Genomic DNA, 19,008 nt, shown 5'->3' on the forward strand with positions numbered 1-19,008 from the left:
GGGCGCCGCACGTAAAGCTGGATGTCTCTTGCTGGTCTCGGTGTAAATATAATCCCTGATATTCCCTACCTGGAGGGAATATCAGGTGAAGGTCCCAAGTTCAGAAGTCGCTGGTCAATGTTGCCAGAGCGGCGAACGGAGAGGCGATCTTGTAGCTCGGAGCCGAGCCAGCGATCGTCTTGCCGAAGACGCCGGTTGTGGCGTTGGCGTTGGCCTGCGGCGACTGGATCCAGTTCAGATAGCGGTTATCGCTGATATTCTGCAGGTTCAGACGCAGGACCGGGCTTTTGAAGATGCTGACTTTCGGGAAGCGATAACCGAGGCCGATATTCATACGCACATAGCCGGGAATGCTCTGGTCGTTCATGAACGTCGCATATTGGCGGGCGACATATTTCAGGTTGAAATTCGCAAAGCGCTTGCCGTCATCATAATCGAGGCCAAAACCGACCTGCCAGTCAGGAGCCTGTGGTGCTTTCTTGCCTGCACTGCGCACATAATCCGCACCCGTACCTGACCCGGCAGGGATGTTGCTATCCGTCACAGCATGCAGATATTCGACCGAGACATAGGGGCGGACATTATGAAAGGGCCTTGTGCCGAATTCGGCGTCAAAACCATCGGAGTGCATGCCACCAGCATTGATATTGGTGGTGTAGAATGCGCCCGAGGCAGGGTCCTGAATGGATTGCGTATAAAGGCGATTGGTGAAGTTGTAGTGGAAATAGGTGAGGGCGGTCGAAATCAGATCGTCCTGATAACGCCAGCCTGCCTCTTCTGAAATCGAGATTTCAGCCTTCTGATCGGGGTTGGCAAGGGTGGAATAAAGACCGGTCTTCTGATTGAAGCTGCCGGAATCATAGAGCGCATAGTTCTGCGGCATACGGAAATTCGTCGAGACGGAAACGAAGACCTGGTTATGCTGATCGATCTTGTAACGAACCGCGGCAGTCGGCAGAGCCTGATTGTAGTCTGTAGTCACATACTTGCTGCGCACATCAGGCAGATAGTTGGTGCCCGAGCGTTTGACGATCGAGTATTTCAACCCGGCATCAATGGTCAGTTTTCCATGCAGCAGCGTGAGGCTGTCACCAATGAACGGCGTATGCACCTGGGTCTGCGTCAGAGTGTTACGATACTGGGCCTTCGCACCATTGCTCAGCACGACATTATTGTCATCGCCCCACTGGCTCAGCGGCGTGCCGTCGGCACCGACAAAACTGTAGGGCGCGGTCTGGCGCTGCTTGGCGTATTCGAACCAGTAACCGACCATCAAGCGATTGACGCCGGTCGTCAGGGTCAGCTTGGTTGTGGCGCCCGGTCGGTAGGTTTCGGTAAGCGACGGATTATACAGAACCTGCATGCCCTTGCCGACGCCATTCACCGTTCCGGCAAGGGTCTGCTTGCCGTAAACGAATTTGGACATATCGGTATATTGGGCGCCACCGCCATTGCCGTAACCATACCAGAAATACGGTGTTTCCGTGAGCACGAGATGATCGTTCAGTTTGAACGTCGACGGCATAGACGCATAGATATTGGTGAAGGGGTTCGGTCGCGTCTTGTAGTAATTGACCGAACCGGCCTTTGAAGGAACATAGTAGTTGGATTCATAAACCGTGTTCGGCGGGTCTGTGGGCGACAGGCCGCTGGAGCCGACCGGATTGGTCATACCGGTGCCCCATTTATCCCAGCTTGCCTTTGTCACGTTCGGGTAGGCATTGTTCTGGATATTATTGCCGACTACGGCCAGAGAAATGCGGTTGCCATCACCCCAGTCGTTCACGATCTTCATTTCGCCGTGCTTCTTGTTGTCCCAGCCGGGGCCGCGCCAATGGTCCTGGCGCCCCTGTGAATAGGAGAAATAGGCGCGCAGATTTGTGGCACCTATGCGTCCCGTATCGAAGCGCAGAAAACCGCGTGTCGCGTTGAAAGACCCATAGGTGATGTCGACCATGCCGCCCATCTTGTTCTTGGGGTCGATCATGTACATGTCGACCACACCGCCCGATGAGCTGATATGGGGACTGTCGAGATCGGCTGATCCCTGCGCCAGGCGCACTGTCTTCAGGTTTTCAGCATCGACGATTTCCTGCGGATAGACAGCAAAATTGCCGATGTCATTGATCGGAAAGCCTTCGAGCGTAAAGCCCATCTGGGATTCTGTCAGACCGCGTACCGACATATTGCCGCCTGTCATGCCTAGCGGGTCGGTATCAGACACATTGGCGCCCGGAAGAAGGGCGATCAGCTGCATCGGGTTGAGGGCCGGGTTCTGTTTCGCGATGAAGTCACGCGTGATGGCAGAGACGGATTTCGGGCTGTCGGAAGGCGTCATCAAACCGCCACCGAAGGCGCGGCGTGTAACGCCATCGCCGTAATTGTGCCCCGTCACTTCGATGCGCTCATCGGTCGGTGCCGTTGCACCCAGCATCGACGGTGCTGTCGATGCGGCTTCCGCGCTGCGTGGCGTGGTGTTCTGTCCGGTGTGACGTGTCGGCGTCGGCGCCACAGTATGGGCAGGTTCCTGCGCCCGTGCGTCGGGCAGCAATGATGCCATCAGAGCTGTGGTGCCACAGAGGAGCGCCATGCGAGAGAACATTGTGTCGATCTTCCAAACCGAGAATCAGAATTCAGCAACGATCCGTTACAATCCCGCACGACCACGATCCGGAAAGAGGGGGCGAAGCCTCGTTCAGGTCAGTGCGAAACCATGACATTTGTCACTGTTGAGCACTGTTTACGGCTTAAGATATGACAGCAATGTGAAAAGCTTACCTGGCTCATTTCGATCCTGACGACTATGTCAGAAAAGCCACAATTGACACATTTCGTCACGTTGCTGTCGATAGACTGGCTTCAGATGCCCGTCGGAGGCGGCACAGCAAGCCGCTGCCTTTGGTCAGACGGGGACTGCTTCCATCCCTGTATCGGATGAAGGATCGCTCAAGGGAGGACGTGAGTCGAAGGGCAGGTCGTTTGCCGTCATGGCAAGCATGGCAAGAGCCATTTCACGCTCACCCATGATGACATGATCGGCTCCAAGCTCCTTGAGATGCTCGACTGCGCTGTCGAAATGGGCACGGGCGATGACCATAAGACCGGGATTGATCGCCTTGGCCTGCGCGATGATCTGACCGGCTTCGAACGGCTCGGGAATAGCCACCATCAGCAGCCGCGCTTTTTCGAGGGCCATGGCTTTAAGCGTACGCGCCTCGGCGGCATTGCCAACCAGCAGTTCGATTGTGCTGCTGGCCGTAAGGCTGTCGGCCAGTTTTCCCGTTTCAACCACCAGCACAGGCCAGCCATTCTGAACAAGCCCTTCGACGACAAGACGACCGACGCGGCCACAGCCCACCACAACGGCATGGTTTTCGAGTTGGGTTGGCGTCGGCGGTGGCAACAGAATGCCTGCCTCGTCCTGCGAGGGCAGGGCTGGCGCGGTTGTATGCCGTGTAATCCAGGCTTCGATCCGCTGCGTCGCCATAAGGATAAATGGATTGATGAGGATCGACAGGATCGACGCCCCCAGAATCAGATCCTGCGCGCGTGCGTCGAGCACCCCCATTTTCATGCCCAGCGCTGCGAGAATGAATGAGAACTCGCCAATCTGGGCCAGCCCGCTGGCGATGAAGAGCGTGGTGTTCCAGGGCTGACGGAGCAGTCTCAGAATGGCAATGACCGCGAGCGGCGTACCAACGAGAATGACCAGAAAGGTCAGAAGCAGCGGCAAAGGCTGTCTGATCAGAACCAGCGGGTTGAACAACATGCCAACGGAGATGAAAAACAGTACGGCAAAGGCGTCACGCAGCGGGAGTGTTTCCGCAGCCGCCCGATGAGAGAGCTCGGACTCGCTGAGCACCATGCCAGCGACGAATGCCCCAAGCGCAAAACTGACATCGAACCACTCAGTGGCGATAAATGCGACACCAAGTGCCAGTGCCAGCAGGGCAAGGCGAAAAAGCTCGCGTGATCCGGTATGGGCCACGTAGTGCAGAATGGCCGGGATCACCCGGCGCCCGACCACCAGCATCAACGCCATGAAAGCAGCTACTTTGCCCAGTGTCAGAGCAATGGTGAGGGCAAGGCCGGGAATGTTGATGGTCTCATGGGCGCCGCTCTTCATCAGAGGCGCAAAAATCGGCAACAGGACGAGGGCCAGCACCGTCACCAGATCCTGAATGATCAGCCAACCCACTGACAATCTGCCGCGTTCGGTCTCGATCAGACGCTGTTCCTGCAATGTGCGCAGAAGAACAACCGTACTTGCGACACTCAGAGCGATGCCGAAAATGAGGCAGGCGCCAGCGGACATACCCAGAAGCCACGCGCTGCCGGCTCCGATCGCGACTGAGGCCACGACCTGCAACAGAGCCCCCGGCACGGCGATAGCCCTGACCGCTATCAGGTCCTTGAGCGAGAAATGAAGACCCACCCCGAACATGAGCAGAATAATGCCAATTTCCGAGAGTTCCGACGCCAGAGGCTGATCGGCGACGAAGCCCGGGGTGAACGGGCCGACTGCAATGCCCGCCAGCAGATAGCCCACCAGCGGCGAAATGCGTATGCGCTGGGCAATAGTGCCCAGAATAAAGGCCAACCCGAGACCGATCACCAGAATACCGATCAGGGGCGTGTCATGACTCATAGGAAACCGGGATCCCGCAATGGCGATGGAAATTGGACTATTCCGCAAACAATCTTCGATCGAGGGCGGTTTTGCAATCGGTCGAGGTGTGAAAGCTGCTTCTGTCGACAGGATTGTCTGGTCCTGAAGCGACTGATTAGGCTGCAAAACCCTGACGATTACTCATTCCGACCTCCAGACCTACGCCTCTTTTTCTGGTTCTTCTCAGGAAAATTGCTAACGGGCAGGGCTGGAGGCTGGTTTCACGTCAGCATTGCGTATCACGCAAGGTTCAACCCGCGATGAATCTCATGGCGGGGTGAGCGCAGTTCCTCTCAATCGAGCTTCTGCATGCGTCGTGCTGCGCGTTCGTGATCGCGCAGCACGGTTTCCAGCCCGCTCTGGCAGGGCTGGCCTTCCGAGACAAGAACGCGGCCATTGACGATGGTGTACCATGCGGTCGCTGGTGCGCATCGAAGCAGAGCCTCTACCGGGTCGCTCAGCGCACCGGCACGCGACACAGCGGGTAGTTGCCATATCACGAGGTCAGCGCAGGCTCCCTGACGCAGATGGCCAATCTCATCCTCCCATCCCAGGCAGGCGGCCCCCCCTCGTGTCGCCATGTCGAGTGCGTCTCGTGCCGTCATGGAATGCGGGCCATTGCGATAACGCCCCAGAAGCAATGCCATGCGGGCTTCAAGCCAAAGCGACGCGTGATCGGTTGACGCAGAGCCATCGCAGCCCAGACCAACCTTCATCCCCCTTCGACGCAGATCCATCGCGTCAGCCGAGCCGCCGCCGATCATCATGTTCGAGCAGGGGCATTGCGCGGCGCAGACACCTTTATGGGCGAGACGGTCAATCTCGTCGCCTGTTGGATAGATGTAATGAGCCACCCATGAGCGATGGCTGGCCCAGCCCGAGCGCTCGAAATATTCGGTTGGGGTGCAGCCATAGACCTCGCGACAGTAAACGTCCTCGTCGTGGTCCTCGGCGAGATGGGTATGAAGGCGCACGTCATGACGCTCTGCCATGAGGGCGCTCTCTTTCATGATCGTTTCCGACACGCTGAAGAGAGAACAGGGAGCAAGGGCGACACGGGTCATGGCGCCCGGATTGGGATCGTGGAAAAGGCCGATAAGGCGCTCACTGTCTTCAAGAATCACATCTTCGCTCTGCACCACGCTGTCGGGGGGCAGTCCGCCATCCTTGACCGACCGCGTCATGGAGCCGCGCGTGGCGTGGAAACGAAATCCGATATCTCTTGCCGCCTTGATCTGCGCGTCGATCAGTCTGGGGCGGGGATGGACATAGTGATGATCCATTGATGTCGTGCAGCCGCCAAGCAGTAATTCCGTCATGGCGATATAGGAGGAGAGATAGACACTCTCTTCATCCAGTGTTGCCCATAGCGGGTACAGACCCTGAAGCCACTCGAAAAGCGTGCCGTTGACCACCGGGGCATAGGCGCGGGTGAGATTCTGGTACATGTGGTGGTGGGCGTTCACCATGCCAGGTGTCACCAGCCGCCCTCCGGCAGAAAGAACACGGGCGGCCTGAGGCGCGGGCGTGGTCATGGCGCCATAGCCGGCGACACGACCGTTTTCGAGACGGATCCATCCGTTCGGAATTTCGAGGCCGCGATCGAGGTAGAGGCAGGCATCGGTAACAAGCAGGGAGGTGGACATGGAAAACGCCTTTCAACTGAAAGAGTGAGTTATCCGCGCTGACCCTGTTCCGGGCCTGCGGCCACCCGGATCGTCATCTCATCCAAAAGAACGGGCTTGAAAAAACTTAGAGGTGCCCCTGCCAGAAGTTGCGCTGAAGAGCGGCCGCTTCTTCTTCAAGCAGCGGGCCGATCACCTCGGTTGCGGTCTGACCTGCAGCAAACACCTGCCGACAGGGCAGATCAAGGGTCGGGTTTTCGGGGTGTGCGCCGGTCATTGCCTTCAGATGCGCCTCGGACTGGCCGTAAACCACGCGCCCTATTCCCGCCCAGTAGATGGCGCCCGCGCACATGGCGCAAGGCTCGGCCGAGCTGTAGAGTGTGAAGCCATGCAGGCGGTCCGGTGAGAAGGATTTACTCGCTCGGCTGGCCAGGAGACGCTCGGCGTGGGCTGTCATGTCATGGCCTTCGGCGCTGTAGCCATTGCCCTGGCTCATCACGAGCGCGCCCTGATCATCGACCAGAACCGCGCCAAAGGGATGATCACCCGCAAGGCGCGACTGGTCGGCAACCGCGAAGGCCTTGCGCAGAAAGACGAGATCGGCCTCTTTCGTTATCGAGGTCATGATGCTGTCTCCAGTCCGGTGGGTGAAGGGTGGCTCGATCGGGCAGAGGCGCCTGGACCCGCGCCGAAAGTGACCCCTTGAGCCTTGAGCCAGCGACGATAGGCGACAGAAGACCGATCGGCCAGTGTCGGGATTTCGCTTGCCGCGTCGAGGGGCATGGCCACAGGACGCTGGTTTTCGAGAATGACCCGGTCCTGCAGGAAGATCATCTGCTGAAACTCGACCAGAGCATCATGGCTGGAGTCATTGTCCAGCAGGAACATGACAGGATGCGCGCGGCAGGTTCCGGCGGTCATGGGCTGAACAAACAGGGCAATGACATCCTTGCGCTCCGGATCATCGGGGCTGGTCTTGTAAAGCAGCGTCGAAAACGGCGCAGCGATGCGATAGATGTAATCCGTCATCAGCCCGCCTTCGGCAGAAAGCGCCGCCTGAGGCTGAAAGAAGCGGCATTCTGTTGCCCAGATCTCGCGGCCCTCAGCCCGTGTCTCGACCGTATAGCGCTCGACTTCCGTATGAGGCTCGGCCCCGAGGATGTCGGTATGGACAAAAGGGAAATGCGCCATGTCCAGAAAGTTCTCAACGACACGCAAGCCCGACGCCTTGACCGCAATCGAGCCGCAACAGACGAGATTTCTGTCTGCTTCATCCGCTTCGGGAATGCAGGGTATCAAGTCGTCAGAGCCATAATCCGTATCGAGCGTGGTCCAGAGAAGGCCATAGCGGGCGCGGCTTGGCAGTGCTCGATCGCCACAAAAGGCTTCGGTATAGCCGTGTTCGTCCAGCCGGTAGCGAACGGCATGGCCCAGTAGGCAGGTCTCGATGAAGCTGGAAGTCAGGCTTTCGACCACGCCGAGGGGATACCACTGCCGTGTCGAGACCGGATCGGCGCTTTGTGACCCTTGCATCCTGCCGATCCTTCAATTCGTTGCGTGCCCGGTTACATTAGTAGCGGTATTGCGCTTGTCAAAAAAAATATTACTGGCAGGATCATGGTCAATGCCAGCATCCGACCCGGAGAGGGAATGACCAGTTCAATCATGTTGCATCTTTCCGGTCGTTTCGATGTTGCGGCGTTTCGGGATTTTGCCGAAAGCCGGGCCCGGCTTCTGGGCATCGACATGACACCGCAACGGATGGAAGGTCATGAGATCGTTTTTCTGCTGCGCGGAGCCCATGCTCTTGTTGGAATGTTCGTCATGGCCTGCGTGATCGGCCCAGCCAGCTGTGTCGTCTCCCAATGGCGGGAAGCTGTGGCATGATCCCGGTAGCGCTGTCGATGGATGTTGCTTTCGGCGATGTCGTGCCTGTGCGTCATGAGGGGCAGGAACTTGTTCTCTGGCGCGATGAGGAGGGCGTGGTTCATGGCTGGGAGGATCGCTGTCCCCATCGAGGCGTCCGGCTCAGCCTTGGCTTCATCCGCAATAACAGGCTCGCCTGTCTCTATCACGGATGGCAGTTTGACCATGAGGGGCGTTGCCGGGCCATACCGGCGCACCCCGCGCTCAACCCGCCCTCTACGATCCGTACGCAGAGTTTCCATGTCGAGGAGAAGGCCGGACTGATCTGGGTTGCGCTGGACAGCGGCGAGAACCGGCCGCTCATACCTCCGGCAGAAGGCGACTGGCATGGCGTGCGCAGCCTCGCCATACGCGTGAAGCTGTTGGAGCTGCGTGAGGCGCTCGTGCTTGAAACGGGGCAATGGCGCCTGTCTTCCGACCGGCTTCTCGCCCTGCACAGCCCGGAAGAAGGAGTCACCATGGTGCATCTGGCTGTCAGAGACGCCTCGACGCGTCTCAAGGCGGCGGAATGGCTGCTTGGTTTGCGTGATTCCATGGAAGAAATACGATGCTGAGCCTCAATGGCTGGGTGATGGACGAGCGAAGCTATGCGGCGCGTCTTGCTGCGTCGCTGCTCGCTATTCCGCTCACGATCCAGACCGATCGTCGTGCCGAAATTTTCGGTCCGACGCTTGGTGACGATGAAGGTGTCTATTGCGTCGGGCTTTACGAGATCCTGCGTCATTTCTCACGACTGCCCGATGTCGAACGCGCCTGGCCGGAAGGCGAGGCACGGCACGCGCTCGAATGGGCTCTGGAGGCGCTGGAAAGCTTCTCTCAGGCGCGGCGGCAGGCACTCGGCGCGACCCTGCCTGAAAAAGCGGAGACGGATGACGTGACACTGATCTTTCGCGTGCTCGAAGATCGTCCGAGCCAGGCCTATCTCAATGGGCAGGAATGGCTCTCCGGCGTGTCTGTCGGCTTTATCGATATCGCGGTCTTCCCGATTGCCGGTCTTGCACGCGATCTCGGTATCGCCATGGATCTCTACCCTGCTATCAGGCGCTTCGTCAGAAAGGTCAGACAATTGCCCGGTTTCGTTACCATGCCCGGGATCGCCGCGTGTCATTGAAGCCCCGGTCCCTGCTGACGCGTCGCTCCCTTCTCGCAGCGGCCCCGCTGGCGGCCCTGCCTTTGACGGCCCAGGCAAAGCCGCGCTTTGCTCCGATTGCGGAAGAAGATCTGCTCGTGGCTTTCGGCCATACCAGCCCCATCAATGATGGCGGCTGGTCCCAGATGCATGACAAGGCCATACGGGCACTCAAGGCGCATTTCCCGAAAATGCGCTCGCTCTATGTCGAGAGCGTCCCTTATTCCGCCGATGCCACGCGCCTGTTTCGGCAGTTCGTGGCCGAGGGCGCGCAGATGGTCATTTCGACCTCGAATTATGGTGACTTCATCAAGGATGTTGCCGATCAGGCGCCCGATGTCGGGTTTCTCGAATGCGATGGCAATGCGGTTACGAGTAATCTGGCCTGGTATTACATCACGCACTGGTATGCCAGCTATGTGATTGGCATTGCCGCAGCGCGCCTGAGCCGGACTGGACGGCTGGGCTATGTGGCATCGTTTCCGACTTCCTCCGTCATAGCCAGTGCCAATGCCACATTGCTCGGTGCGCGCTCGGTCAATCCCGAGGCGACGATGCGGGTCATCTCGATCAATTCCTGGTTCGACCCGCAGGCAGCGGCTTCGGCAGGGGCGGCGCTGATCGATAGCGGGTGCGACTTCCTGTGCGGCATCATGGATGATCCCGGCTATCTGCGTGTGGCAGAGGAACGCAAGGTCTGGGCGGCCATGTGGAACACGGATATGCGGCAATTCGGGCCAAAAGCCTATGTCAGCTCGGTCGTGCTCGATTTCGAAGCCTATTATCGTGAGACCATCGCGGCACGTATTGCCGGAACATGGCGCCCTAAAGGCACGTTCCTGACACTTGGCCATGGCGTAGACCGTGATAGCTGGGGTGCTCGCGTGCCGCTCGCCATACAGCGTGAAGCCGACGCAGCGCGCGACAGGATGCTGGCAGGCTGGTCGCCCTTCGTCGGGCCGATCAAGGATTCTAACGGCCAGATACGCGTCCCCGCAGGTCAGACCATGACCGATATGGAAATCTTTCACTGGAGCTGGCAGGTCGAGGGAGTGTCGGGGCTTGTCTGATCTCCTGCATAATCAAGAGACCCGTCCTGCAGATCTGCCAGCGGGCGCGCCGCCGCTTCTCACGCTCTCCGGCATAGCGAAGTATTTTCCGGGCGTCGTGGCCAACAAGGATGTCTCGATCGATTTCTATCCCGGCGAGATCCATGCCCTGTTGGGCGAAAACGGGGCCGGAAAATCGACCCTGATGAACATCGTGACGGGTCTTTATCAGCCCGATGAAGGGGAGTTGATCCTCGACGGTTATGGCGTGCGCTTCGAAAGTCCCGAGGCGGCGATTGCTGCCGGGATCGGCATGGTGCATCAGCATTTCAAGCTGGTTTCACGCTTCACGGTCGCCGAGAATCTGGCACTCGGCTGGCGCGAGACAGGATTCAGGCTCTCGGCGTCCGCCATGGCGCGCCGTGCAGAGGTCGAGGCCGAACGTTATGGTCTTGATATCAGACCGTCAGCGAGAATTGATACGCTTACATCGGGCGAACAGCAGCGCGTGGAAATCCTGCGTGTCCTTTCGCGCGGCGCGCGGCTGCTGATCCTTGATGAACCTACGGCAGTGCTGAGCCCTCTCGAAGTGGGCGAGCTTTATGCAGCGCTGCGCCGCTTTCGCGACGGGGGTGGCGCGGTTATTCTCATCAGTCACAAGCTCGACGAGATCATGGCGCTTGCCGATCGGGTGACCGTGCTTCGCCACGGACGTGTCTCCGGGACGCATCTTGTCGCTCATACCGAGCCTGCGACGCTGGTGACCGAAATGATCGGTCGTCCGGTGGAACAGAAAAGCGATTATCCGCGCAAGATGCCACACACAGACGACGACGCGGTCATGGTGCTTGAGAACGTATCATGCCGGGACGGGGCCGGGCAGATACGGCTGCATCCGCTCTCGCTGGAAATACGCGCAGGCGAAATTCTCGGCATCGCCGGAGTAACGGGAAATGGCCAGTCCGAACTCTCCGATCTTCTGGCAGGGCTGCGTTCATCAGAAACCGGCCATATCCGCGCGGATGGCAAGGACATGCGCGGGCGCGGACCGAATGCGTTTCGTGAGGCCGGGATCGGCTATGTGCCAGAAGACCGGCTGCACAAGGCGCTCGCTCCCGCGCTTGGAGTGACCGAGAATGCGGTCATGCGTCTGTTTCGCACCAGCCCGATAGGCGGGCGGCTCGCCTATCACGCTTCAGAGGCACTGCGCTTTACCCGTTCGCTGCTTGATCAGGCACAGGTGAGCCTCGCCGAGCCTGCGACGCCTATTCGTGCCTTGTCCGGCGGCAATCAGCAGCGTCTCGTGCTCGCAAGAGAGCGGATGATCAGCCATCGCGCGCTTGTGGCCTCCTATCCTAGCCGTGGTCTTGATATCGGTGCGATTGCCCTGATGCGCCAAACCCTGGCCGATATCCGTGACGAGGGAAGGGCGGTGGTGCTGGTGTCAGAAGACCTTGATGAACTCATGGCGCTGAGCGACCGCATTGCCGTATTATGCGGTGGCAGATTGATGACCGTCGTACCCAGGGGTGACTATGATCGTGCCCGTATTGGCGCTCTGATGAGCGGCCGGAATGGAGGCGCGTCGTCATGAGCCGTCGTATTCGCCTTTCCGTCGTTCCGGCCCGGCGCATCTTCATCGGCCGGGCCTTGGCGCTGGGCTTCGTGTTCCTTGTGCTCGCTCTCGTGCTGATGCTGCTCGGCCTCAATCTCGGCACGGTGGCAACGCTTGTCGTGACGTCGACCTTCGGCACCGAATTCGGTCTCGAAAACCTGGCCCTCTATATGACGCCTCTGCTCATGACGGGGGCTGCCGTCTGGCTGGCCCTGCGTGCCGGGCTGTGGAATATCGGTGCCGAAGGGCAGTTTCTGGCCGGGGCGACGGCAGCGTCGGCCGTCGGACTGTTTCTTCCCTTTCCTGCTTTCGTTACCCTGCCTCTCGCCGCCATGGCCGGAATGATCGCCGGAGCGTGCTGGAGCGCCGTGCCCGCTGCGGGGCGAGCCTGGCTTGGGGTAAGCGAGATCATCACGACGCTTCTTCTCAACTTCATCGCGTCCTATCTCGTCTATTATCTGGTGACCGGCCCCTGGGCTGATCGTGTCACGGGCGCGCAGGTCTCGAGCGAGAGAATTCACGCCGCGATACCGACGATTTATGGCGTCGTTCACTGGGGCGGTCCGCTTGCTCTGGCCGTTGTCACCGCACTTGGTCTGCTGCTCGGGCGCAGTCGCTTCGGCTACGAGCTGACATTGAGCGGGTCGAACCCGGAAGCCGCGCATTACGCCGGGGTGTCGGTGGCGCCACGTCTTTTCATGGCGCTCGTTTTCTCAGGGGTGCTCGCTGGTCTTGGCGGCATGATGGAGGCGCTTGGCACCGTGCACCGGCTTCAGGGTGGTCTGGCTCATGGTTACGGTTATCTAGGTATCGTGGTGGCGCTGCTTGCCCGGCAATCTGCCCTGGCACTGATCCCGGCCGCGTTCCTCATGGCGGTCATTCTCAACATGGGCATCGTCCTGCAGACGCTGCAGGTCAGTGCATCTTCCGTTCTGGCCATTACCGGGCTGCTAGTCTTTGCAATCGCTGTCAGTGATGAGCTCGCGGCCTATGTACGGCTGGAGACGCAGAAATGACCCTCTGGATCTCGCTTATCCTCCATGCACTTGCCTATGGCAGCATTCTCGCTCTTGCTGCCCAGGGCGAGGTTCTGGCCGAAAGGGCCGGTGTGATCAATCTCGGTGTCGAAGGCCTGATGGCTCTTGGCGCAGTGACGGCGGTTCTGGCTGCCGACGCCTCGGTTTCTCCCTGGCTTGGATGTCTCGCAGCCGTTGCGGTTGGTGCTGGCGGGGCGCTCGTTCTGGGGCTTGCCACGGTCAATGGGTCGGCCAACCAGACGCTATGCGGTGTGGCCCTGACCTTTCTCGGGCTCGGATTGAGCGCCGTGATCGGTCACAACGTGGCCGGGTTGCCGGTTGCGGCAGGTTTCTCCTCCTGGCCCATTCCTGTCCTGTCACATCTGCCGCTTGTCGGCCCGCTCTTTGACCAGAGCCCGTTTGTCTATCTTGCGTTCGGGCTTTTGCCTCTGCTCTGCCATATCGTCCTGTTTCGCACCCGTCTCGGCCTCAGCCTCAGGGCCGTTGGTGAAAATCCCGGCGCAGCGGATGCTGTAGGTATTCCGGTAAGGCGTTTTCGCCTCGGGGCCGTAGTCATCGGGGGGGCGCTGGCCGGTCTGGCTGGTGCGGACATGACTCTCTCGGTCATGCCCGTATGGTCTGAGGGCATGATAGCAGGGCGCGGCTGGATCGCGGTCGCGCTTGTAATCTTCTGTGGCTACCGGCCTGTTTTGGCAGCAGCCTCATCGCTTCTGTTCGGTCTCGTGATGTCTCTGAGTTTCTTCGGGCAGGCGCAGGGGTGGCCCGTTCCTCCGGCTATTCTCAACATGACGCCCTATCTCGGGACGATCCTGTTCATGATCGTCCCCGCGATGCTGCTGCCCGGCATGCGCCGTTTCATGGCCGCGCCTGCGGCTCTGGGAACGCCCTATTTCAGGGAGGAACGCTGAGCGCAGCGTTCCTGCCGACGGCTCAGAATGACCAGACGGCGTCGCAGGAGAACCAGAACATATTATTTGTCCCGTCGCGTATGACGGGATCGGCAACCGAGGCGGCACGATTGAAGGGCTGCGTGCCGTTCAGCGATTTGTCGAGCCTGAATTCAGGCCTGAAAAGCAGCTTGCCTGTCTTGATATGTCTGTTGATGAAGTCGGGACGATAGGTCACCCCCGCGGTCAGGGCACCATAGGTTGTGGGTGGAGCAATGAAATACGGATAGGGCGCATTACGCAGCATGTTGGTGAAAGACGTCATGCTGGCATATGAGGCGATGATCGACCCTGTATTGTCGCGAAAGATCTCGCCGCGCAGATTGAGCGTTAGTGACGGGTTGATATCCCAGGCTACATAGCCGGTCACACCATAGCTGTCATTTCGTGTCGCGTCGTCACGGAGATAGATGGCGTTCAGCGTGGTCGAGAGCGTCTTGCTGAGATGATAGGTCAGCAGAAGATCACCATTATACTGCATCAGACCGTTGGCTTTCGAGCCAAGACCGGCGCTTGTCCACCCATCGGCAGACGCGACAGGGGCACCGTTATTACTCTGCGGCCCGAAATGGCCGATTAGATGGCCGTCCAGCCGACCGGCCAACAGGCCTGTAAATGAGACGCCAATATAGCCTTTGGGTTTGTTGTTGTTGCCTGCCCTGCCGAAGCTGGTCGAGTTTCCGGCATCGATACCCAGTATGGCGTTGTAATGGTCGTTCAGATGAGTCGTGCTGAGGATGCCGATCGTCTCGAACGGGACGATATAGTCAGAAGCATAGCTGAAGGAATAGAACGGTCGGGCGAGGGCGGGTATGCCTTCTGCCCCCATGATTCCGTAGAACTGTCCGATCTGGAAATCCATGCCGTTGTGCACCAGCCATGGAACATGCAGGTCGAAATGCGCCTGTGTCGGCGCGAACTGATACAGGCCCGTGAGGGCATTATCTGCCATGCCGGTGGTCGGATCGAAACGCGCGTCGGAGCCATACATCATTTCAACCATGAAACCGATGCCATAACCCGATCCTACATCCGCCACAGGATGTGACACGGAACCCATGATCTGGTTGAGCGTGACCGTGTTGGCGCGGTCGAGGAAGAACTGTCCGAAATTGCGCCCGGATGTCGTCCATGGATTGGCCGCGATGCCACCCTCAATGGTGAGATGTATTTCGGTGTCGTGCCAGTAGCCGGTCTGTTTCAGCTTGACCGGAGTAGCCGCAGCTTTGTTCCCGGTTCTGGCACCTTCTGGTGTGACGGTATCAGGTTTGAAGGCGTCGCCGGAAACAGGCGTTTCTGTGGAGATGGTTTGCGGCGTGGAGAGTGTCGCGCCGATCGATTGGCCACCCAGCGTCAGGAAGACGCCGGGCAAGAAAATGCTCAGGCAGGATTTTCCCATATAATCATTCCGATAAAAGAATACTGCCTTTCCCTTCCTTATCGGATCTCTGGCGTATTGTAAGGTAAATGGTGATCACAATAAGTGCGGTTGTATAGTATAGAAACAATATAAAATTATAATACGTTATTGCGACGAAGCTGATGGCGGCGCCAGCGAGCGCGATTGCTGGTAAAATCGGATAGAGCGGCGCTTTATAGCTGCGGTCGAGGCCGGGCTCGCGCCTGCGCAGGACAAACAGGCTGATCATGCTTGCGCCATACATCGTCAGGGCGCCAAAAACTGAAAGCGTGACCAGAACCGCAGTCAAAGACTGCCCATGGATGGAAATGATGCTATCGGCATAGATCGCGAGGATGCCTATGACACTGCCTGCGATTGTGGCGCGATGCGGAGTGTGAAACCGGTGATGGAGGGTACCCAAAGAGCGGGGGAGAATATTCGCCCGGGCCAGAGCGAAGATCTGTCGGGCAAACCCCATGATTATGCCATGCAGCGACGCGATAAGCCCGAACAGCCCGAGCCACACCAGCATCGACAGCCAGGGGCTGTGCTGCCCCACCACGCGCTTCATGGCCTCTGGCAAGGGGTCGTTCAGACTGGCCAGCGTCGTCCAGTCGCCTGACCCACCCGCAAAGATCATCACACCGAAAGCAAGGGCAACGAGTGTCAGCACACCCGCACAATAGGCGATCGGTATCGAGCGCTTGGGGTTGCGGGCCTCTTCGGCGGCCATGGCCACGCCTTCGATCGCAAGAAAGAACCAGATCGCAAAAGGTATGGCGGCAAAAAGCCCACCCATGGCCTCCCATCCGAAATGGGGGGCAGTGCCCCAGCCCATATGGGTGAAATGCGCCCAGGAGAAGGACGGGGCGACAACGGCCATGAACACCAGAAGCTCGATGATGGCGGCAATGGTGATGAAGAGCTCGAAGGTCGCAGCCACATGCACTCCAACGATATTGAGTGTCATAAACGCCAGATAGGCGCCCGTTGCAGCCAGCTTCGGCGGAAGCCCTGGAAACTGGACATTGAGATAGGCCCCGATGGCCAGCGCTATGGCCGGCGGGGCAAAGATGAACTCTACCAATGTGGCGAGGCCGGTCACCGTGCCACCCACACGCCCAAGGGCGCGCTGGGCGTAGGCAAACGGGCCGCCTGCATGGGGAATGGCGCAGGTGAGCTCGGTAAAGCTGAAGATGAAGGCCGTATACATCAGCGCCACCAGGCATGTCGCGCCAAGAAAGCCCAGCGTGCCCGCAGTAGCCCAGCCATAACTCCAGCCGAAATACTCTCCGGAAATGACGAGCCCGACAGCAATGCCCCAGAGATGAAACGCACCGAGCTTTTTCTGCAGTTGAGGAGGCTGGCTCATGGCGTATCTCTCTTTTCAGGGGTGGGAGCGATGGTCTGATGTGAGGCTTCGGGAGTGCCCGGAGCCCAAAGCTGGGGTGCGCGCTCCTTGAGGCCCACACCGGTGAGCTTCAACGTTTGTGCTTCGCGCATGAGCCAGACGAGCTTGACGCAGGCCTCGTCGATGCCCAGGCCATGAAGGTGGATATTCGACAGGCAGTTACGGCGTGAATCAGGGCAACCGGGTGCAGGGTTATAGGTCAGGTAGACTCCCATGCTGTTCGGAACGCTCAGACCCGGCCTCTCTCCTATCAGCACCGCCACCATGCGCGCGCCCAGTGCCTCGGCGATATCGTCGCCAATCGCAACGCGGCCCTGCAGCGCAATGACAGGCGGGGCAATGCGCCATGCTGGCAATGCCCGGCGACAGGCATGAAAAACTGCGGGCCCTTGTTGCATGACCGCCTGTGCGGAAAGCCCGTCCGCGAGAACGAAAGCGAGATCCCAATCGCCCCTGGGCAGGAGCTCCTTCGATGCCGGGGCAAGGCTTCGCCCCAGATCGGGGCGGCTGAGATAGGTCGTGCGATCGGGGGCGGCGCTCGAAACGATGAGAGGCGCGGCAGGGGCAAGGTCGTGTCTCAGGCCGTCAAGATCGAAAGCCATGTGCACGGCGTCGCGTGCCATGGCATGGGCGGCCTGGAAGCTCAGAACGTCCCGGGTGGTTTGCCCATTGCCTGTTCGTGCCAGCCCGATGCGCGCGCGCGTGAGGTCACGCAGTTTTTGCCATGGATCGCTTGCAGTCGATGGCTTTTCAGGGAGATCGCTCATGGCTGGAAACCGATCATGCGTGACAGCTCCGTCTCACGCAGCGGAGGCGCCAGAGCGCGGGCGGTGGTGGCGTCGTAAAGCCCCATTTTTTCCAGCCATGCCGCAAATTCCGGGGCAGGGTTAAGGCCAAGAACGCTGCGCGTGATCAGAATGTCGCTGAATGCGAGGCTTTGGTAATTCAGCATCACATCATCTGCACCGGGCACGCCGATCAGGAAGGTCACGCCCGCAGCCCCTAGCAGCAGCATCAGAGCGTCCATATCGCCCTGATCCGCCTCGGCGTGATTGGTGTAGCAAACGTCGCAGCCCATCGGCACGCCCATCAGCTTGGCGCAGAAATGATCCTCCAGCCCGGCTCTTGTGATCTGCTTGCCGTCATAGAGATATTCTGGCCCGATAAAGCCGACGACCGTGTTGACCAGAAGCGGGCTGAACGCCCGGGCGACGGCATAGGCCCTTGTCTCGACGGTTTGCTGGTCGATCCCGTGATGGGCACCGGCAGAGTGGGCGGCACCCTGTCCCGTCTCGAAATACATGAGATTATCGCCGAGCGTGCCGCGATTGAGGCTTTTCGCGGCTTCATGCGCCTCATGCAGCAGGCCGAGCGTAACGCCGAACCCTTCATTCGCTTTCTGTGTGCCGGCAATCGACTGAAAGACGAGATCTACCGCGCCGCCCCGGTTGATGATTTCAACGGTGTTGGTCACATGGGTGAGCACGCAACTCTGTGTCGGGATATCATAGGTCTGGCGAATGGTGTCGAGCATGTCGAGCAGGGCAAGACCGTTCTCCACATTGTCGCTGGCAGGGTTGACCCCAATGACCGCATCGCCCGAGCCATAGAGCAGACCATCGAGGGTCGAGAGCGCGATACCCTTCAGGTCATCGGTCGGATGGTTGGGCTGCAGACGTGAGGCGAGTACGCCTCTCTGGCCAATTGTATTTCGAAAGCGGGTAATGATTTCGATTTTGCGCGCTACGGCAATCAGGTCCTGATTGCGCATGATCTTGCTGACGGCGGCGGCCATCTCCGGGGTGACGCCTGGCGCGATGGCGGCAAGGCGTGCCGTGTCGGCCTGGTGGGAAAGCAGCCAGTCGCGAAAACCCCCGATTGTCATTGAAGCAATCGGCGCGAATGCTGCCTTGTCATGTGCGTCGATGATCAGCCTGGTAACGTCGTCTCGTTCATACGGTACCAGGGCCTCGGACAGGAAATGGCTGAGCGGCAGATCGGCAAGGGCAAGGCGGGCTGCTACTCTTTCTGTGGATGAAGAGGCTGCCAGTCCGGCCAGCACATCGCCAGATCTTAAAGGCGATGCGCTGGCCAGAAGATGGCGAAGGTCACGAAAGACGAAACGCTGACCAGAAAGAGTTGCGGCATAACTCAAAGCGTCTTTCCTTCGACATGATGCATCGTAATTCTGTAAACGA

The 19,008-nt window shown here is 59.2% G+C and carries 16 protein-coding genes; 7 read left to right on the top strand and 9 right to left on the bottom strand.

Going from position 1 to position 19,008, the window contains the following annotated elements; genetic code table 11:
* Positions 1–100: 100 nt before the first annotated feature.
* The 5 genes from AAID99_RS03705 to AAID99_RS03725 form a co-directional block, all read right to left on the bottom strand.
* Complete coding sequence (locus tag AAID99_RS03705) at positions 101–2,602, bottom strand: TonB-dependent receptor (protein ID WP_229719891.1); 2,502 nt, start codon at positions 2,600–2,602, stop codon at positions 101–103.
* A gap of 300 nt (positions 2,603–2,902) precedes the next feature.
* Positions 2,903–4,648 carry a cation:proton antiporter domain-containing protein gene (locus tag AAID99_RS03710; protein WP_498493172.1) on the bottom strand — a complete coding sequence of 582 codons (1,746 nt, stop codon included), beginning with the start codon at positions 4,646–4,648 and terminating at the stop codon, positions 2,903–2,905.
* Between the two features lie 314 nt (positions 4,649–4,962).
* Positions 4,963–6,315: an 8-oxoguanine deaminase gene (locus AAID99_RS03715; protein ID WP_188427305.1), complete on the bottom strand. Its 1,353-nt coding sequence runs from the start codon at positions 6,313–6,315 to the stop codon at positions 4,963–4,965.
* 106 nt (positions 6,316–6,421) lie between these two features.
* A complete protein-coding gene (locus AAID99_RS03720; protein ID WP_498493173.1) occupies positions 6,422–6,919 on the bottom strand; it encodes a nucleoside deaminase in 498 nt (165 codons plus the stop codon).
* Positions 6,916–7,827 (bottom strand): aromatic ring-hydroxylating dioxygenase subunit alpha, encoded by a 912-nt coding sequence (locus AAID99_RS03725; RefSeq protein WP_498493174.1) that lies wholly within the window; start codon positions 7,825–7,827, stop codon positions 6,916–6,918. Before AAID99_RS03725 ends, AAID99_RS03720 begins: the two co-directional genes overlap by 4 nt.
* Positions 7,828–7,944: 117 nt before the next feature.
* Here AAID99_RS03725 and AAID99_RS03730 point away from each other — a divergent pair, with 117 nt between their 5' ends.
* Genes AAID99_RS03730 through AAID99_RS03760 form a run of 7 tightly spaced genes read left to right on the top strand, consistent with a single transcriptional unit; the run spans position 7,945 to position 13,958 of the window.
* Complete coding sequence (locus AAID99_RS03730) at positions 7,945–8,181, top strand: hypothetical protein (protein WP_498493175.1); 237 nt, start codon at positions 7,945–7,947, stop codon at positions 8,179–8,181.
* The gene (locus tag AAID99_RS03735; protein ID WP_498493176.1) at positions 8,178–8,774 is read left to right on the top strand and encodes a Rieske 2Fe-2S domain-containing protein; all 597 of its coding nucleotides are present in this window, start codon (positions 8,178–8,180) and stop codon (positions 8,772–8,774) included. The genes AAID99_RS03730 and AAID99_RS03735 overlap by 4 nt, the downstream gene beginning before the upstream one ends.
* A complete protein-coding gene (locus AAID99_RS03740) occupies positions 8,768–9,331 on the top strand; it encodes a glutathione S-transferase family protein (protein ID WP_498493177.1) in 564 nt (187 codons plus the stop codon). The genes AAID99_RS03735 and AAID99_RS03740 overlap by 7 nt, the downstream gene beginning before the upstream one ends.
* Positions 9,322–10,419 (top strand): BMP family ABC transporter substrate-binding protein, encoded by a 1,098-nt coding sequence (locus AAID99_RS03745; RefSeq protein WP_498493178.1) that lies wholly within the window; start codon positions 9,322–9,324, stop codon positions 10,417–10,419. The genes AAID99_RS03740 and AAID99_RS03745 overlap by 10 nt, the downstream gene beginning before the upstream one ends.
* The gene (locus tag AAID99_RS03750; protein ID WP_498493179.1) at positions 10,412–11,992 is read left to right on the top strand and encodes an ABC transporter ATP-binding protein; all 1,581 of its coding nucleotides are present in this window, start codon (positions 10,412–10,414) and stop codon (positions 11,990–11,992) included. The genes AAID99_RS03745 and AAID99_RS03750 overlap by 8 nt, the downstream gene beginning before the upstream one ends.
* Positions 11,989–13,029, top strand: a complete 1,041-nt coding sequence (locus AAID99_RS03755) for an ABC transporter permease (protein WP_498493180.1) — start codon at positions 11,989–11,991, stop codon at positions 13,027–13,029. The genes AAID99_RS03750 and AAID99_RS03755 overlap by 4 nt, the downstream gene beginning before the upstream one ends.
* A complete protein-coding gene (locus AAID99_RS03760) occupies positions 13,026–13,958 on the top strand; it encodes an ABC transporter permease (protein WP_188427312.1) in 933 nt (310 codons plus the stop codon). The genes AAID99_RS03755 and AAID99_RS03760 overlap by 4 nt, the downstream gene beginning before the upstream one ends.
* A gap of 22 nt (positions 13,959–13,980) precedes the next feature.
* Here the strand turns inward: AAID99_RS03760 and AAID99_RS03765 are convergent, their stop codons facing one another.
* Genes AAID99_RS03765 through AAID99_RS03780 form a run of 4 tightly spaced genes read right to left on the bottom strand, consistent with a single transcriptional unit; the run spans position 13,981 to position 18,965 of the window.
* Positions 13,981–15,396, bottom strand: coding sequence for an outer membrane beta-barrel protein (locus tag AAID99_RS03765; protein ID WP_498493181.1), 1,416 nt, complete (start codon positions 15,394–15,396; stop codon positions 13,981–13,983).
* A gap of 4 nt (positions 15,397–15,400) precedes the next feature.
* Complete coding sequence (gene eat / locus AAID99_RS03770; RefSeq protein WP_498493182.1) at positions 15,401–16,771, bottom strand: ethanolamine permease; 1,371 nt, start codon at positions 16,769–16,771, stop codon at positions 15,401–15,403.
* A complete protein-coding gene (eutC, locus tag AAID99_RS03775; RefSeq protein ID WP_188427315.1) occupies positions 16,768–17,577 on the bottom strand; it encodes an ethanolamine ammonia-lyase subunit EutC in 810 nt (269 codons plus the stop codon). Before eutC ends, eat begins: the two co-directional genes overlap by 4 nt.
* Complete coding sequence (locus AAID99_RS03780; RefSeq protein ID WP_498493183.1) at positions 17,574–18,965, bottom strand: ethanolamine ammonia-lyase subunit EutB; 1,392 nt, start codon at positions 18,963–18,965, stop codon at positions 17,574–17,576. Before AAID99_RS03780 ends, eutC begins: the two co-directional genes overlap by 4 nt.
* Between the last annotated feature and the right edge of the window lie 43 nt (positions 18,966–19,008).

It is taken from the genome of Asaia sp. Ae19-3, from assembly GCF_059801175.1.

Coding starts and splice junctions, on each gene's coding strand:
- AAID99_RS03705 (WP_229719891.1), bottom strand. CDS start 2,602: ATGTTCTCTCGCATGGCGCTCCTCTGTGGCACCACAGCTCTGATGGCA.
- AAID99_RS03710 (WP_498493172.1), bottom strand. CDS start 4,648: ATGAGTCATGACACGCCCCTGATCGGTATTCTGGTGATCGGTCTCGGG.
- AAID99_RS03715 (WP_188427305.1), bottom strand. CDS start 6,315: ATGTCCACCTCCCTGCTTGTTACCGATGCCTGCCTCTACCTCGATCGC.
- AAID99_RS03720 (WP_498493173.1), bottom strand. CDS start 6,919: ATGACCTCGATAACGAAAGAGGCCGATCTCGTCTTTCTGCGCAAGGCC.
- AAID99_RS03725 (WP_498493174.1), bottom strand. CDS start 7,827: ATGCAAGGGTCACAAAGCGCCGATCCGGTCTCGACACGGCAGTGGTAT.
- AAID99_RS03730 (WP_498493175.1), top strand. CDS start 7,945: ATGACCAGTTCAATCATGTTGCATCTTTCCGGTCGTTTCGATGTTGCG.
- AAID99_RS03735 (WP_498493176.1), top strand. CDS start 8,178: ATGATCCCGGTAGCGCTGTCGATGGATGTTGCTTTCGGCGATGTCGTG.
- AAID99_RS03740 (WP_498493177.1), top strand. CDS start 8,768: ATGCTGAGCCTCAATGGCTGGGTGATGGACGAGCGAAGCTATGCGGCG.
- AAID99_RS03755 (WP_498493180.1), top strand. CDS start 11,989: ATGAGCCGTCGTATTCGCCTTTCCGTCGTTCCGGCCCGGCGCATCTTC.
- AAID99_RS03760 (WP_188427312.1), top strand. CDS start 13,026: ATGACCCTCTGGATCTCGCTTATCCTCCATGCACTTGCCTATGGCAGC.
- AAID99_RS03765 (WP_498493181.1), bottom strand. CDS start 15,396: ATGGGAAAATCCTGCCTGAGCATTTTCTTGCCCGGCGTCTTCCTGACG.
- eat (WP_498493182.1), bottom strand. CDS start 16,771: ATGAGCCAGCCTCCTCAACTGCAGAAAAAGCTCGGTGCGTTTCATCTC.
- eutC (WP_188427315.1), bottom strand. CDS start 17,577: ATGAGCGATCTCCCTGAAAAGCCATCGACTGCAAGCGATCCATGGCAA.